This window comes from Paracoccus sp. IB05 (assembly GCF_016405985.1).
GTDB lineage: Bacteria > Pseudomonadota > Alphaproteobacteria > Rhodobacterales > Rhodobacteraceae > Pseudogemmobacter.
Window position 1 is genome coordinate 1 of sequence record NZ_JAEFCF010000017.1, and the last position, 12,802, is coordinate 12,802.

The following is a 12,802-nucleotide window of genomic DNA, read 5'->3' on the forward strand; positions in this document are numbered from 1 at the left end:
ACCCGCTGACTCACAAACATGAATCCGCAGATCAGAGGGATAGCGCAACAAAGCCGTGCAAGACAGTAATATTTGCGGTTCCGCAACTATTCGGAGATCAATAGGCGGGAAATACTGATATAAGAAGAAACCTGACCAGGTTCAATTTTATTACCCCCTAATTTTGCGCCGTGAGCCTTTTTCATTATCTCGTTTGGCTTCCAAATGTACAAATAATTTTCTTCTCTGATGTCGCTTGTGATATCCGGTACTCCAAAAACTGCGTCACGAAAATCAGGCGCAGTTGCGTTTCCTACCACTTCCCATCCGCCGTATTTTATGCACACATTAAGAAACACATGTGAAAAAAAGTCGCTTTTATTTCGTGATGTATTCTGTGGAGATTCAGGATTGAAGTTCTTCAGAGATACAATAATTTCACTATTGAGTTGCGTCTCGTCTATTCCAATGTAATGAACATACGCAGATCTATCATGATCTATGCTCAAGCGGAAAATGTCTCCGATCTTCTTTCTATATCGAGGCATCTTTCTGTAATTCTAATTTATCTTTGCTTCATCGAATCATCAGGAGAGACTTGCGTCTCACTGTGAGTTTGTTCGGCGTTTACAAACGCGGCCCATGTGCTTGCGTGGCAGATTCGGTCGTCGATGCAGGGGCGAGGCGTTCATGCAGGCATCCCGCTTTGCGTTAAGGATTCGCGCAAGCTATTACAACAGGACAGATTTCATGATCACTCTCGACACCAAGCCCGTCCGTGTCCAGTGTGATATTATCAAGTGCGCACTGGATCAGGCTGGGATCCAGTATCGCGTGATCGACCTGACCAAGGACGCTGAGGCTATGGCCTATGTCCAGAGCCTCGGATACCGGCAGGCGCCTGTCGTGGTCATAGATGATGGCCAGCATTGGGCCGGGTATCAGCCGGGGAAGATCGCCGCGCTGAGGTGAACGCCAGGCAAGGTTTCGGGCTGGAACCTTGCTGATCAAACTTTTGGCCCAGAAATCTGCAGAGAGCCGCCCCGGGATGGCCTGGGCGGCTCTTTTCGTTTCGGCGACCGGCGGCTATGCGGGACAAAGCAGTCATTCGCCGGTTTCAGGATGCGAGTGACGCTGTTGCTTGGCTCGCGACACAGCAAAGATCAGAGCGCCAATTCTAAAGGCCAACGCAGCCGGGATCATGAGCAGCGCACCGACCGAAAGGGCAAAACTGCCTGAAAACGCGATCTTACCCATGACGGCTTCCGGCTCGACATTCCACATGATGAGATGCAGGCAGCATGACGCGACAAAGAGAACAAAGGCCGCAAGGGTCCAATTCGGCAGGACCAGAATCCATGTGATCAACGCGGCGATCAGACAGGCTAGCGGCGAAGCAAACATAAGCGCGGCAAACAGAAAGCCGAAGGCACCTGCACCCGCTCCTCCCATCTGCCTGTCATCCTCACTGTGTCGGCCTCTCGACACAGTAGCATATACTGGGGCGAAAGGCAGCTAAGGGCTCAAAGCAACTTCCACCACCGGTGGAGGTTATCCCCGAAAGTGGGAAAAGCTTCTTCTGGCCGGGAAGAAGCTTGCGGTCCCCGGTTCTGGTGACCGCAAGTCAGACCAGGGATCACCGGTCTGGCAGGCTGGTACGAATGGCGTCCCGACCTCACACCCCGATTTCGGGGTCTGGCCTAAGCAAGAAACCTGGCTTTGCTCCCCCGTTCTGGGGAGCGATCGCTGTCCAGTGTGGACGGGCGGATGGCCTCAGATGTGAGGGCATCTCAGCGCCCTCATAGGGCTTCACGAATCGGAAATGTTCCGCTTATGTTCTAAGCATGAAGCACGCATTCAATCTCACATGCTCTTGCGGTCAGGGTCGACTGCTGCCCGCCCAGGATACCCCGTCTGCTTGGTTAGAGCCCGGCGGCCGGGTGATCAAGGAATCGGCCCTTTCAATCATGAAGTGCCTGCACTGCGGTCACCGTGGGGCGCCAGTAGAGGTATCGCTTGTGATCACTGAAGCGGTGTCAGCGAATGCTTAAGGACGAAGAGATGTGAGGTACCCTCTGCGAGGGCATCTCACTCCCTGAGCCTGCTACTGCTTGGACCTGCCGGTATCACGGCATAGCCACCCATACCGTGATCTCGCTGAATTCAGTGCGGGCACCCATACCGAATTCAGGTTTCAGCCCAGAGATCGCGACTTTGATCTCCGATTCGTACTTCACGGGGGAGGGTGGGGCTGCCTGCCGTAGAGGCATCCAAGGGTGGCGAGACTGTTCCCCCGGTGTTCCCCCGGCCCAGAACGAGAAAGACCCGCCCGAAGGCAGGCCTTTTCTATGTAGCTGATTTTCCTAGGAAAAACTGGCTCCGGCGGTAGGGATCGAACCTACGACCAATTGATTAACAGTCAACTGCTCTACCGCTGAGCTACGCCGGAACACGGGGCGACGTATAGCCAGAGGATCCTGGGGCGGCAAGAGGCAAAACCAGAAAAACATGCGAAAAAATTCTTTTGCGTCATCGGGCGGTTACCAGCGGTGAGGAGCCGGGCCAGGCGGTGGTTGTGACCTGCTCGCGGCTGGTCAGATCGGCGATATGGGCCAGAAGGTTGCGTCTTGCCGCGGGCCAGAGGGTCTTGGGCGTATCGGCGTAGACGATGGGCAGGAGGTCGTCCGGGCTCATCGGCTGCGAGGTGAGGGCGGCGAGGAGTTTCGCCTCGCGCTTCAGGCGGTGACCGATCAGCGCGGCGATTCTTGCGGCGGGATCGTCAATCACCTCGCCATGGCAGGGCAGGAGGCAGCTCCAGCTTTCTGCGGCAAGGCGCTGCAGTGACGTCATATAGGCGCCCATATCGCCATCGGGCAGCGAGACGAGGCTCGGCGCCCAGGCCATGACGTGATCGCCGCAAAACAACGCGCCGCGCCAGGCGAAGCTCAGATGCTCGGCGCTGTGACCGGGGGTGTGGAGGGTGCGAAAGGTCTCGGATCCGATCTGAAACTCCGCGCCATCTGCGAGGCGGATATCCGGCGCGAAGCTTCGGTCGATCCCCTCGCCACCGCTCAGGCCGGCTGCCTCAAGCGCCTGCATCGCCGGGGAACGGCCCGATCCGGCAGGGCCAAAGCCGTAAACCGGGGCGCTGGTCGCGCGGGCGAGATCCGGCACAAGCGCCGAATGGTCGAGATGCGGGTGCGTCACGAGGATGGCGGCGATTCTCTCGTGCGGATCCAGGGCCGCGACAATCGCGTCCAGATGCGCGGGCAAAGCCGGGCCGGGGTCGATCACCGTGACCGCACCGTGACCGACCAGCCAGGTCGTGGTGCCCGGCCCGGTCAGCGGCCCGGGATTATCGGCAAGCACCCGGCGCAGGGGCAGACCGGCAAGCGCTGCCTCGCCAACTGCCGCGGCGACTGTCCCGGCCTGCAAGGACGGCTTTTCTTCTTCGGACGACATCTCTAGCCTCTTCGCATGATCACATTGAAACATCTGCTACCGCGCGGGATCTATGGCAGGGCCGCCCTGATCCTGGTGCTGCCCATCGTCATCATTCAGCTTGTGGTGTCCATGGCTTTCATCCAGCGCCATTATGAGGGGGTGACCCGGCAGATGACGGGGGGGGTGGCGATTGATCTCGCCTATCTCCTGCAGGAATTCGGGGCCGGGAGCAGTGCGGAAGAGGCGCGGGCGCGGGCCGATGCGATTGGCGGGCCGCTGCAGATCACGGTGACCTTTCCGCCAGGTCCGTTTGCGCCGGTCGACGACTCGGTTGCGATCCTCGACTTTTCGGGCCGGGCAATTGTCGAGACCCTCCATGCCGAGATCCCCGAGATGCGCGCGGCAGATGTCTCGGGCGATGACCGGACGGTGCGCACCAGAATCGCGACGCCCTTTGGCGATATCCAGGCCGATATCGCGCGGCGCAGGATGTCTGCGACCAATCCGCATCAGCTTTTGGTGCTGATGGTGCTCACCTCGGTGCTGATGACGGTGATTTCGTTCTTCTTCCTGCGCCGGCAGCTGCGCCCGATCGCGAAACTGGCCGAGGCGGCAGAGGCCTTCGGGCGCGGCGAGCGCATCGCTTACCGGCCGCGCGGCGCGCTGGAAGTGCGGGCGGCAGGGCGCGCTTTCGTCGAGATGCGCGACCGGATCGAGCGGCAGATTGAACAGCGGATGCTGATGCTCTCGGGCGTCAGCCATGATCTCAGGACGCCGCTGACCCGGATGCGACTGGCGCTGTCGCTGATGCCCGAAGATGAGGACAGCCGCGATCTTCAGGCCGATGTGATCCAGATGGAGCGCCTCGTGGATGAGTTTCTCGCTTTCGTGCGCGGCGATGCGACCGAGGGGGAGGAGGATTGCGACCCCGCCGCCATCGCAACCGAGGTGATCCAGGCCGCCCGGCGCGGCGGCGGCACGGTGGCGGATCTTGTTGTGACCGGAGTGTCCCGGCGGGCGAAGCTGCGGGTTCAGGGGGTGCATCGCGCGCTGGAGAACCTCCTGGGCAATGCGCTCCGCCATGGCAGCATGGCGCAGATCAGCCTGAGCTTTTCGCCTCATACCCTTGTCTTCGCGGTGGAAGACAATGGCCCCGGCATTCCTGAGTCTGAGCGTGAAAAAGCGGTGCAGCCCTTTACCCGGCTCGGCAGCGCGCGTGACCCCAACCAGGGCGGCGGCGTCGGGCTTGGCCTTTCGATTACCGCGGATATTGCGGCGAGCCACGGCGGTGCGCTCTGGCTTGGGACCGGCAGGGATCTGGGCGGGCTCAGGGCCGAGATGCGGCTGCGGCGCTAGGGGCGAGGCGCGATGCGGCGGGGAAAGGTGGGAGCCCTCCCTTGCAGCCCCTCTGCCGCATGACTAAGATTCCGGAAACTTTCCGGCAGTAACACAGATTTTGAACTGAAGAGGCAGGCCCCGATGCGCGATCCCGTTGAACACTATATGAATACGCTGGTCCCCATGGTCGTCGAACAGACCAGCCGGGGCGAGCGCGCCTATGACATCTATTCGCGCATGCTGAAGGAACGGATCATCTTCCTCTCCGGCCCGGTGCATGACGGCATGTCCTCGCTGATCTGCGCGCAGTTGCTGTTCCTTGAGGCGGAAAACCCGACCAAGGAAATCTCGATGTATATCAACAGCCCCGGCGGCGTGGTGACCTCGGGTCTGTCGATCTATGACACGATGCAGTACATTCGCCCGAAGGTTTCGACGCTGGTGATCGGCCAGGCGGCCTCGATGGGCTCGCTGCTGCTCCAGGCCGGCGAAAAGGGCATGCGGTTCAGCCTGCCGAATTCCTCGGTGATGGTGCACCAGCCCTCGGGCGGCTACCAGGGCCAGGCGACCGACATCCTGATTCACGCCCGCAATACCGAACGGCTGAAACGGCGCCTGAACGAGATCTATGTCAAACATACCGGCAATGATCTGAAAACGGTCGAGGACGCGCTGGAGCGCGACAATTTCATGACCGCCGAGGAAGCCAGGGCCTGGGGGCTGGTCGATGAGATCGTGGCTGAGCGCGGTAAGGCTGACGATCTCGCCAAGTGAGAACCGGCCAGGGAAGAATCATTTCTGGCACCGGCGCGGCAGGTTTATCGCCTGCCGTGACCGCAGAATGACAGCGATGTGAAGATTGGCCCGGGAGCGGGCCATCCTCGGGCGATTTGGCGTTGTGGAGGTTTCGGACCTGTCCTAGACTTCTGCACTGAAATGGCCGCGTTATCCGCGCGGCGACTGCAAAGGGTTACGCATGGCCACCAATTCGGGCGACAGCAAGAACACGCTTTATTGCTCGTTCTGCGGCAAAAGCCAGCATGAGGTCCGCAAGCTGATCGCCGGACCGACCGTGTTCATCTGTGATGAATGCGTCGAGCTTTGCATGGATATCATCCGCGAAGAGACCAAGACTTCGGGGCTGAAAACCGGCGAGGGCGTGCCGACGCCGCGCGAGATCTGCAAGGTTCTCGACGATTATGTCGTTGGTCAGTCCCATGCGAAACGCGTGCTCTCGGTCGCGGTTCACAACCATTACAAGCGCCTGAACCATTCGTCGAAACAGGATATCGAACTTTCGAAATCGAATATCCTGCTGATCGGCCCGACCGGGACGGGTAAGACGCTGCTGGCGCAGACGCTGGCGCGGATCCTCGATGTGCCGTTTACGATGGCGGATGCGACGACGCTGACCGAAGCCGGCTATGTCGGCGAGGATGTCGAGAACATCATTCTGAAACTGCTGCAGGCCTCGGAATATAATGTCGAGCGTGCGCAGCGCGGCATCGTCTATATCGACGAGGTCGACAAGATCACCCGCAAATCCGACAATCCCTCGATCACCCGTGACGTCTCGGGCGAGGGCGTGCAGCAGGCGCTGTTGAAGATCATGGAGGGCACGGTCGCCTCGGTGCCGCCGCAGGGCGGGCGCAAGCATCCGCAGCAGGAATTCCTCCAGGTCGACACCACCAATATCCTCTTCATCTGCGGCGGCGCCTTTGCCGGTCTTGACCGGATCATCGCGCAGCGCGGCAAGGGTTCGGGGATCGGGTTCGGCGCCACGGTCAAAGGCCCGGATGAGCGCGGTGTTGGCGAGCTTTTCAAAGAGCTGGAGCCGGAAGATCTGCTGAAATTCGGTCTGATCCCGGAATTCGTCGGCCGTCTGCCGGTGCTGGCAACGCTGGAAGACCTCGACGAGGCGGCACTGGTCACCATTCTGACCGAGCCGAAAAACGCGCTGGTGAAACAGTATCAGCGGCTTTTCGAGATCGAGAATGTGAAGCTGACCTTCACCACCGAGGCGCTTTCGGCGATCGCGCAGCGCGCGATCAAGCGCAAAACCGGCGCCCGTGGCCTGCGCTCGATCATGGAAGATATCCTGCTTGATACCATGTTCGAACTCCCTGGCATGGAAGGCGTGCAGGAAGTTGTGGTGAATGAGGAAGTGGTCGGCGGCAAGGCGGTGCCTTTGCTGGTCCATACCGAAACGCCGAACAAGAAAAAGCAGGCCGCCAGCGCCTGAGGGGCTGACGGAGCAGAACAGAGGGGCGTGCCGGTGACGGTGCGCCCTTTTTCTGTGTGGCCGGCTGGCGCAGCTGCGGAAGCCTCCGGCGGGGATATTTAAGGGCGGAAAATGAGCCGGTTCGGTCCTGGCGGGCAGGGCGCGGCGCGCTGGCTCTGGACCTTTGGTGATGGCTGGTTCATATGGGGGAGCGAAGATATGCCCGGAGAAACAGGTATGAAAAAGTTCCTGCTCAGCCTTCTGACCTGGTGGAACAGCGAGACGCTGAACACAAGGTTCTTCACCTGGAGAAACGGGGTGAAGGTGGGCGAGGACGATCAGGGCAATGTTTTTTACCAGTCGAAAGACGGTAAGAAACGCTGGGTGATCTTTAACGGTGAGATGGAGGCGAGCCGGGTTTCGCCCGACTGGCATGGCTGGCTGCATCACACCTGGGAAAAGCCGCCGACCGAGGCGCCGCTGAAGCATAAATCCTGGGAAAAGCCGCATAGCGAGAATCTCTCGGGGTCTGATCTGGCCTATGCGCCGCCCGGCTCGATCCGTCGCGGTGTGCCGGCAGAGCGCAAGGATTACGAGGCCTGGGCGCCCGAATGACGGGATCGCGCAAGCCAGCTGTCAGGGTGAGGTCTGGCATATGAGCCATTCTGTTGCGGAAGTGCTGACCGGGGCCGCTGTGCTCGCCGTCGGGATCGGTTTTGCCGTCTGGGCGGCGAATGGGGCAGGGCGGGGCTTTGGCGCCACCCAGACCTATCCGCTGACCGCGTCTTTTCGCGCCGTGGACGGGATCCAGGTTGGCTCGGATGTCCGGCTTGCGGGGCTGAAGGTTGGCACGATCACGAAGCTTGAGCTGAACCCGGTGACCTTTTTCGCCGATGCCACAATCTCGATGCGGCAGGGTATCGATCTGCCGACTGATTCCGCGATCCTGATCTCACAGGACGGGCTTCTGGGCGGCAATTATGTCGAGATCCAGCCGGGCGGTATGGAGGCTGTGCTGGGCCCGGGCGATGAGATCGAAGACACCCAGGGCTCGGTTTCGCTGATTTCGCTCCTGCTGAAATTCGTCGGCAGCGGCTCCTCTGACAGCGGCGCGGCGGCGCCGGCGGATGGCGGCTGATGCGGCGGCGGGCTCTGGCTTTGCTTCTGATCTGCGCCGGCGGCCCTGCTTTCGCGCAGGGATTTGCGGAAGGTGAAGGCGCCGAGATCCGCTGGCTTGATACGCTGACCGGGCGCACCGGCGATCTGGAGCTGTCGCGCGGTCAGGCGGCGACCAATGGGCGGCTGACGATCCAGCTGAACCAGTGCCGCTACCCCCAGGAAAACCCGGCCGCCGAGGCCGAGGCCCATCTGACCATTCTTGATTCCAGCCGCCAGGACCCGGTGTTTTCGGGCTGGATGCTGGCTTCGGCGCCGGCTTTGTCCGCGATGGATCACCCGCGCTATGACGTCTGGGTGCTGCGCTGCATCGTGCCGGGCTATAAGCCGCCCGAGACAATCGAGACGCCGGAAGAGACCGAAGAGGGCGAGGCCGAGTAACCCGTCGGGAGAAAGCTGGCCGTATGGCCCAGGGCCTCGCGCAGGCGCTCGTGATACGCCGCGCGCGGGATTTCGACGCCACCAAGGCTGGCCAGATGCGGCGTGATGAATTGCGTATCGAGCAGCAGATAGCCACCGGCCCGCAGCCGGTGCGTCAGATAAGCCAGCGCAAGTTTTGACGCATCGGTCCGGCGCGAGAACATGCTTTCACCGAAAAACGCCGCGCCGAGGCTGACGCCGTAAACGCCGCCGACAAGGGCGTCACCTTCGCGCACCTCAAGACTATGGGCGAAGCCCATCTCGTGAAGCGATTGATAAAGCGAGAGGATATGGGGGTTGATCCAGGTCTCTTCGCGGTCGGCACAGGCCAGAACCACATCGCGAAACGCCTCATTGACCGAGACCCGCCAGGGCGCGCGGCGGATCGTTTTCGCGAGGCTGCGCGAGATATGGAACCCGTCCAGCGGCAGCACGCCGCGCCTGCGCGGATCGACCCAGTGGATCTCGGGATCGTCGCGCGATTCCGCCATGGGGAAAACTCCTGCCGCATAGGCGTGCAGCAGGAGCTCCGGCGTAATCTCAGACATCAGGCCGGTCAGTCATCGGGCCGGTCAGTCGCGCGGGGCGAGCTGGGCCGCGAGCCATTTCTCCAGCCAGTGGATATTGTAATCCCCGCTCTGGATATCCGGCTCGTTCAGCAGCGCCTCGAACAAAGGCACCGTGGTCTCGATCCCGTCGACGACCAGCTCGCCAAGCGCGCGGCGCAGACGGGCCAGGGCCTCGGGCCGGTCGCGGCCATGGACGATCAGCTTGCCGATCAGGCTGTCGTAATAGGGCGGAATCGAATAGCCGCCATAGAGTGCCGAATCCATCCGCACCCCAAGCCCGCCCGGCGCGTGGAAGGTCTTCACCCGGCCCGGAGAGGGGGTGAAATTCGGCAGTTTCTCGGCATTGATGCGCACTTCGATCGCATGGCCGTTCACTTCCAGATCGGCCTGGGCGAAGGACATCGGCAGGCCGGCCGCGACGCGGATCTGTTCGCGCACGAGATCGACGCCATAGATGAATTCGGTCACCGGATGTTCGACCTGAAGGCGGGTGTTCATCTCGATGAAATAGAACTTGCCGTCCTCATAGAGGAATTCGACAGTGCCGGCGCCGATGTAATTGATCTTCGCGACAGCATCCGCACAGACTTTGCCGATCTCGGCGCGCAGTTTCGGCGTGATCACCGGACCCGGCGCTTCCTCGAACACCTTCTGGTGGCGGCGCTGCAGCGAGCAGTCGCGCTCGCCCAGATGCACCGCATTGCCTTTGCCATCCCCGAAGACCTGGATCTCGATATGGCGCGGTTTTTGCAGGTATTTCTCGATATAGACTTCGTCATTGCCGAAGGCGGCCTTTGACTCGGACCGGGCGGTGCGGAAGGCAATCTCAAGATCGGCCTCAGTCAGCGCGGTTTTCATGCCGCGCCCGCCGCCGCCGGCAGTGGCCTTGATGATCACCGGATAGCCGATTTCTTTGGCCACGCGCTGCGCGGTCTCGTAATCCGGCACGCCGCCATCCGAGCCGGGAACCACCGGGATCCCCAGTTCTTTCGCGGTCTCTTTCGCGGTGATCTTGTCGCCCATGATGCGGATATGCTGCGCGGTCGGGCCGATAAAGGTGATGCCGTGATCTTCCAGCGCCTGGGCGAAATCGGCATTTTCCGACAGGAAGCCATAGCCCGGATGCACAGCCTGGGCGCCGGAAATCTCGCAGGCCGAGATCACCGCCGCCTTGTTCAGATAGGACCCCGAAGAGGCCGCCGGCCCGATACAGACGGATTCGTCCGCAAGCCGCACATGCATCGCATCGGTGTCGGCAGTCGAATGGACCGCGACCGATTTGATGCCCATTTCCCGGCAGGCCCGGATCACGCGCAGCGCGATCTCGCCCCGGTTGGCGATCAGGAGTTTTTCAAACATCCGATGGCCTCACTCGATGATCATCAGGGGCGCGCCAAATTCGACCGGCGCCGCGTCATCGACGACGATGCGCTTCACCGTGCCGGATTTCGGCGCCGGGATATGGTTCATCGTCTTCATCGCTTCGATGATCAGAAGCGTCTGGCCTTCCTTGACCTGAGCGCCCACGGTGACGAAGGGCGCCGCACCAGGTTCTGCCGACAGATAGACCGTGCCGACCATGGGCGAGGTGACCGCGCCCGGATGCTGGGTCGGATCTTCCGAGGCGACCGGGGCTGCTGCCTGTGCGGTTGCGGGGGCGACCCCGGGCGCGGCGGCATAAAGCGGCGCCGGCGCGGCAACAGCCGTGGTCACGATATTGGCCTGTTTGACGACCCGGACCTCAAGGCTGTCATCTTCGCCATATTCGCGTTTGACGGCGATCTCCGTCAGCTCGTTCTTGTTCAGAAGCTCGGCGAGTGCCGAGATGAATGCGACGTCTGCGTCGGAAGAATGTTTGCTCATGCCGTCCTCTGATGGCGTTTCATCGCCTGTTGACTTTGTTGCACCTGATTGAACGGGGCGGATATGGGCGCAACTGTCAGCGCTCACAAGGCCCCGTTTCTGCTGATCTCCGCTTATAGGGCAGCCATTCACCAGAGAAAAGCGCCGATCCATCCCCCCGCGTCCGAGGCGCTGATTGACGCTTTTTTCAGCTGCGCGTCTGCGGCCCGCAGCCTGAACAGGGTTTAAAATTTTTCCATTTGGTAAAATTTGCGACCTGTGAGACGCTGAACCCGGAAGATGAATCCCAGGAAGAGCCGAAACCAGCCACCATCCCCCAACAGAGAGGTCTTGTGCGATGAGCAACAGCCCGCTGACCCCCGGTATCGCATCGGGACGTTTGCCAGCCGAGGAATATGACCGCAATTTTCTCGATCACCTGCCGGCGCTTGATGTGCATGAGGCGAGGGTGGCCGCAGACCGGTGCTATTTCTGCCATGACGCGCCCTGTATGACGGCCTGTCCGACTTCGATTGATATCCCGCTTTTCATCCGCCAGATCGCAACCGGCACAGCGGAGGCTGCGGCAAAGACCATCTGGTCGCAAAACATCCTTGGCGGCATCTGTGCCCGCGTCTGCCCGACCGAGACCTTGTGCGAAGGGGTCTGTGTGCGCGAGGTGGCCGAAGGCAAACCGGTCGAAATCGGCCGTTTGCAGCGGTTTGCCACGGATTTTGCGATGCCGAAGGGGCATCCGTTCCAGCGCGCGACGCCCACAGGGCGGCGGGTGGCTGTTGTGGGGGCAGGGCCGGCAGGGCTCGCCTGTGCGCATCGGCTGGCGATGCTGGGCCATGATGTCGTGGTGTTTGAGCGCCGCCCCCGGCCGGGTGGCCTGAATGAATATGGCATCGCGAGTTACAAATCGACCGGCGGTTTCGCGCAGGCCGAGGTGGACTGGCTGTTGCAGATCGGCGGGATCGAATTGCGCAATGGGGTGGAGCTTGGCCGTGACATCACGCTGGCCGAGCTGCGCCAGAGCTATGATGCAGTGTTCCTCGGGATCGGTCTGCAGGGCGTGAATCTCCTTTCCGCCGGCGGCGAGGATCTGGAAGGCGTCAGCAATGCGGTCGATTTCATCGCAGATCTGCGCCAGGCAAATGATCTCTCGACGCTGCCAGTCGGGCGCGATGTGGTGGTGATTGGCGGTGGCATGACGGCGGTGGATGCGGCGGTGCAGTCGCGGCTTCTGGGGGCGGAAAACGTCACCATCGTCTATCGCCGCGTCCAGGCGAAAATGGCGGCATCCGAACATGAACAGGATCACGCCACCAGCAAAGGCGTTCGAATCATCCATAATGCGGCGCCGCTGCGGGTGATCGGCGAAACCCGGGCCGAGGCGGTGGAATTCGCCTATACCGAAGACGGGCCCGACGGGTTGCGGCTTTTGCCCGAGACCTTCACGCTGAAAGCCGATCAGGTGCTGCGCGCCATCGGCCAGCGCCTCACCGGTCTGCCCGATGGGGTGACAGCCAAGGGCGGCAAGATTGACACTGCGCCGGCGCAGGTCTGGGCCGGGGGCGACTGTGCTGCCGGAGGCGAGGATCTGACCGTGACCGCCGTCGCCGAAGGCCGTGACGCCGCGCTCTCGATCCATCGCCAGCTCTCGGGGCTGTGACCATGGCTGCACAGCAAAGTGGCATCGCGATGCGGTCAGGGCCTCTTGCGCGAAGTTTTCGTAACGGCGACAGCGCGCCGGAGCTTTGGTCTTGTTCCCAGGGTTTTTCTCGTCCAAAGGTCTCGCAACCAGCGAGGC

The 12,802-nt window shown here is 61.4% G+C and carries 14 protein-coding genes and 1 tRNA gene; 8 read left to right on the forward strand and 7 right to left on the reverse strand.

The window, feature by feature from the left end; all coding sequences use genetic code 11:
• Nucleotides 1-86 precede the first annotated feature (86 nt).
• Nucleotides 87-488 carry a hypothetical protein gene (locus JC607_RS12400; protein ID WP_198837240.1) on the reverse strand — a complete coding sequence of 134 codons (402 nt, stop codon included), beginning with the start codon at nucleotides 486-488 and terminating at the stop codon, nucleotides 87-89.
• Between the two features lie 241 nt (nucleotides 489-729).
• On the opposite strand from JC607_RS12400, the gene JC607_RS12405 reads away from it, so the two are divergent.
• The gene (locus tag JC607_RS12405) at nucleotides 730-951 is read left to right on the forward strand and encodes a glutaredoxin domain-containing protein (RefSeq protein ID WP_198837241.1); all 222 of its coding nucleotides are present in this window, start codon (nucleotides 730-732) and stop codon (nucleotides 949-951) included.
• 132 nt (nucleotides 952-1,083) lie between these two features.
• Here JC607_RS12405 and JC607_RS12410 read toward each other — a convergent pair whose 3' ends face one another.
• From JC607_RS12410 to JC607_RS12420, 3 genes are all read right to left on the reverse strand, one after another.
• Nucleotides 1,084-1,431: a hypothetical protein gene (locus JC607_RS12410; protein WP_198837242.1), complete on the reverse strand. Its 348-nt coding sequence runs from the start codon at nucleotides 1,429-1,431 to the stop codon at nucleotides 1,084-1,086.
• A gap of 922 nt (nucleotides 1,432-2,353) precedes the next feature.
• Nucleotides 2,354-2,428 (reverse strand) — tRNA-Asn (locus tag JC607_RS12415).
• A gap of 80 nt (nucleotides 2,429-2,508) precedes the next feature.
• Nucleotides 2,509-3,441: an MBL fold metallo-hydrolase gene (locus tag JC607_RS12420; RefSeq protein WP_198837243.1), complete on the reverse strand. Its 933-nt coding sequence runs from the start codon at nucleotides 3,439-3,441 to the stop codon at nucleotides 2,509-2,511.
• Nucleotides 3,442-3,456: 15 nt separating this feature from the next.
• Between JC607_RS12420 and JC607_RS12425 the strand changes: the two genes are divergently transcribed.
• The 6 genes from JC607_RS12425 (at nucleotide 3,457) to JC607_RS12450 (ending at nucleotide 8,539) form a co-directional block, all read left to right on the forward strand.
• Nucleotides 3,457-4,779, forward strand: coding sequence for an ATP-binding protein (locus tag JC607_RS12425; protein ID WP_198837244.1), 1,323 nt, complete (start codon nucleotides 3,457-3,459; stop codon nucleotides 4,777-4,779).
• Nucleotides 4,780-4,902: 123 nt separating this feature from the next.
• A complete protein-coding gene (locus JC607_RS12430; RefSeq protein WP_198837245.1) occupies nucleotides 4,903-5,535 on the forward strand; it encodes an ATP-dependent Clp protease proteolytic subunit in 633 nt (210 codons plus the stop codon).
• A 202-nt stretch (nucleotides 5,536-5,737) separates the two neighbouring features.
• Nucleotides 5,738-7,003, forward strand: a complete 1,266-nt coding sequence (gene clpX, locus JC607_RS12435) for an ATP-dependent Clp protease ATP-binding subunit ClpX (RefSeq protein ID WP_198837246.1) — start codon at nucleotides 5,738-5,740, stop codon at nucleotides 7,001-7,003.
• 216 nt (nucleotides 7,004-7,219) lie between these two features.
• The gene (locus tag JC607_RS12440) at nucleotides 7,220-7,597 is read left to right on the forward strand and encodes an NADH:ubiquinone oxidoreductase subunit NDUFA12 (protein WP_198837247.1); all 378 of its coding nucleotides are present in this window, start codon (nucleotides 7,220-7,222) and stop codon (nucleotides 7,595-7,597) included.
• A 40-nt stretch (nucleotides 7,598-7,637) separates the two neighbouring features.
• Nucleotides 7,638-8,120, forward strand: coding sequence for an outer membrane lipid asymmetry maintenance protein MlaD (mlaD, locus tag JC607_RS12445; protein WP_198837248.1), 483 nt, complete (start codon nucleotides 7,638-7,640; stop codon nucleotides 8,118-8,120).
• A complete protein-coding gene (locus JC607_RS12450) occupies nucleotides 8,120-8,539 on the forward strand; it encodes a DUF2155 domain-containing protein (protein WP_198837249.1) in 420 nt (139 codons plus the stop codon). Before mlaD ends, JC607_RS12450 begins: the two co-directional genes overlap by 1 nt.
• Here the strand turns inward: JC607_RS12450 and aat are convergent.
• The 3 genes from aat to accB are packed head-to-tail and all read right to left on the reverse strand — an operon-like array spanning nucleotide 8,479 to nucleotide 11,010.
• Nucleotides 8,479-9,126 (reverse strand): leucyl/phenylalanyl-tRNA--protein transferase, encoded by a 648-nt coding sequence (aat, locus tag JC607_RS12455; protein ID WP_198837250.1) that lies wholly within the window; start codon nucleotides 9,124-9,126, stop codon nucleotides 8,479-8,481. The two genes, JC607_RS12450 and aat, sit on opposite strands and share 61 nt — an antisense overlap.
• Before the next feature lie 24 nt (nucleotides 9,127-9,150).
• Entirely contained in the window at nucleotides 9,151-10,506 is a 1,356-nt protein-coding gene (gene accC, locus JC607_RS12460) for an acetyl-CoA carboxylase biotin carboxylase subunit (protein WP_198837251.1), read from the reverse strand.
• Nucleotides 10,507-10,515: 9 nt separating this feature from the next.
• Complete coding sequence (accB, locus tag JC607_RS12465) at nucleotides 10,516-11,010, reverse strand: acetyl-CoA carboxylase biotin carboxyl carrier protein (protein WP_198837252.1); 495 nt, start codon at nucleotides 11,008-11,010, stop codon at nucleotides 10,516-10,518.
• A 337-nt stretch (nucleotides 11,011-11,347) separates the two neighbouring features.
• Between accB and JC607_RS12470 the strand changes: the two genes are divergently transcribed.
• Entirely contained in the window at nucleotides 11,348-12,664 is a 1,317-nt protein-coding gene (locus tag JC607_RS12470; RefSeq protein WP_198837253.1) for an NAD(P)-dependent oxidoreductase, read from the forward strand.
• The last annotated feature ends 138 nt before the right edge of the window (nucleotides 12,665-12,802 follow it).